We start from the raw sequence: 2,108 nt of genomic DNA on the forward strand, positions 1-2,108 counted from the left end.
GGAGCCTGGTGACCGCCATCGCCACCTGGCGGGACTCGCGGCGCGGCGCGGCGCGGGTGCGGATCGAGCGCGACGGCACGTCGATGGTGATCGAGGGCGGCTCGACGGAGGAGGTGCTCCGGATCGTGGCGGCGCTGGAGCCGCCGGCCGGAGGCACTGAGCGGCCGTGACCGTGCTGGCTGACCCCGGCAGGTCGGCGGCCGTGCTCGTCGGGGTGCACGACTACCTCCACCTGGAGGGACTGCCGGCCGTCGAGCGGAACCTGGCGGGGCTGCGCCGGGTGCTCACCGACCCCGGGGTGTGGGGGCTGGCGCCCGAGGACTGCCCGGTGATCGTCCAGCCGGGCAGCGTGCGCGCGGTCCTGGACACCGTTCAGGAGAAGGCGCGGGAGGCCACCGACACCCTGCTGGTCTACTACGCCGGGCACGGGCTGACCGACGAGTACTCGGAGGAGCTGTACCTCGCCCTGCCGGACACCGAGCGCGAGAGCGTGTACACCGCGCTGCGGTACGAGTTCCTGCGCCGCGCGGTGCTCGCTTCGCGGGCCCGGCGAACGGTGGTGGTGCTGGACTGCTGCTACAGCGGCCGGGCACTGGTCGGCACCATGAGCGCGGGCGAGAGCTTCGCCGAGCGGACGGAGGTGAGCGGCACGGTGGTGCTCACCGCCTCGGCCGCGACCCGGCCCGCCCTCGCGCCGCCCGGGGAGACGTACACCGCGTTCACCGGGGAGCTCATCGACCTGCTGGAGAAGGGCATCCCGGGCGGGCCCGAGCTGCTGGACATGGAGACCCTCTACCGTGGGCTGCGCGCGAGGCTCTCCTCGAAGTCCCGGCCGCTGCCGGAGCAGCGCAACCGCAACACCGGCGGCCTGATCGCGATCGCCCGCAACCAGGCCGCCGCCGCCCCGGCCGTTGAGGACAGGGCGCCGGCGGCCCCGATGGTGGAGACGGAGACGGAGCCGGAGCCGGAGCCGGGGCGGAGGGTGGCCGAGGAGGCGGAGCGGCTGCGGCGGGCCGCCGAGGAGGCCGCGCGGGAGCTGCTGGGCCGGGCCACCGGGCTGGCGGCGGCGCTGGCGGCCCGGCCGGACCCGGCGTTCCGGTCGTACTGGCTCGCCGTTCCCGAGGCGCGCCCGCTGTTCGGCCCGGACGGGTCGCTGGAGCCGGTCGGGGAACTGCTCCCGGACACCTGGTACCTGGCCGCCCAGTCGCGCGGGGACGCGTTGCTGGTCGAGCTGCCGGACCGCTCGACGGGGCTCCTGCTCGACACCGCCGGGATCCGGAGCAGCGTCGAGGAGAAGTTCGGCCCGCACTGGTTCGCGGTGCCGACGCGGCGCCCGCTGATGGCGCTGGACGGTTCGGTGGCACCGATGGCGGAGCTGGTGCCGGGGACGTGGTACCTGGCCGTGGAGTCGCGCGGGGACGCGCTGCTGGTCCAACTCCCGACTGGTTTTCGTGGGTTGCTGCGCGAGACGGCTGGGATCGAGCGGGGCGAGCATCGCGGGGAGAGTCCGCCGGAGGGCGAGGAGGGGTTCGAGCCGTACTGGTTCGCGGTGCCGGTGCCGCGTCAACTCCTCTCCCTGGAGGGGGCGATGGAGCCGGTCGCCCGGCTGGCGCCCGGGAGCTGGTACCTGGCGGTCGCGAAGCGAGGGGACGCCCTGGTGGTCCAACTCCCGACCGGCACCCGTGGGTTGCTGCGTGAGACGGCCGGGATCGAGCGGGCGGTTTAAGGCCTGTCTGACAATTCCCGCCGGGCGCCGCTAATTGTCAGACATGGCCTAGCCGCGACTCAGGCCCGAACGGTGACGGTCAGCACGCCGTACGCGTCCGCCGTGACGGTGACGGCGCCGAGGTCGGCGGCGTGGGCGTCCGGATGGTGGGCGGCGGCGCGGGGGCTGACGCCGACGACGCGCATGCCGGCCGCGCGGGCGGCGGCGATGCCGGCGCCGGAGTCCTCGAAGGCGACGCAGTCGGCGGGGGCGAAGCCGAGGCCGGCGGCGCCCTTGAGGAAGCCCTCCGGGTCGGGCTTGCTGGCGCCGACGGACTCGGCGGTGACCAGGAGGGGCGGCATCGGCAGGCCGGCGGCGTCCATCCGGATCCGGGCGAGCGCCA

The 2,108-nt window shown here is 75.2% G+C and carries 3 protein-coding genes; 2 read left to right on the forward strand and 1 reads right to left on the reverse strand.

The genetic code is table 11. From position 1 onward, the window contains the following. Nucleotides 1-56 precede the first annotated feature (56 nt). Together J0670_RS40675 and J0670_RS36560 are read left to right on the forward strand one after the other, a co-directional pair. Nucleotides 57-170 carry a hypothetical protein gene (locus J0670_RS40675; protein WP_374223244.1) on the forward strand — a complete coding sequence of 38 codons (114 nt, stop codon included), beginning with the start codon at nt 57-59 and terminating at the stop codon, nt 168-170. After that, complete coding sequence (locus J0670_RS36560; RefSeq protein ID WP_207817084.1) at nt 167-1,726, forward strand: caspase domain-containing protein; 1,560 nt, start codon at nt 167-169, stop codon at nt 1,724-1,726. Before J0670_RS40675 ends, J0670_RS36560 begins: the two co-directional genes overlap by 4 nt. Before the next feature lie 59 nt (nt 1,727-1,785). On the opposite strand, the gene J0670_RS36565 is transcribed toward J0670_RS36560, so the two are convergent. After that, a partial coding sequence (locus J0670_RS36565; protein ID WP_207817086.1) for an HAD-IA family hydrolase occupies nt 1,786-2,108 on the reverse strand: 323 nt, incomplete at its 5' end.

Source organism: Streptomyces sp. FH025 (genome assembly GCF_017427025.1).
Classification (GTDB): Bacteria; Actinomycetota; Actinomycetes; order Streptomycetales; family Streptomycetaceae; genus Kitasatospora.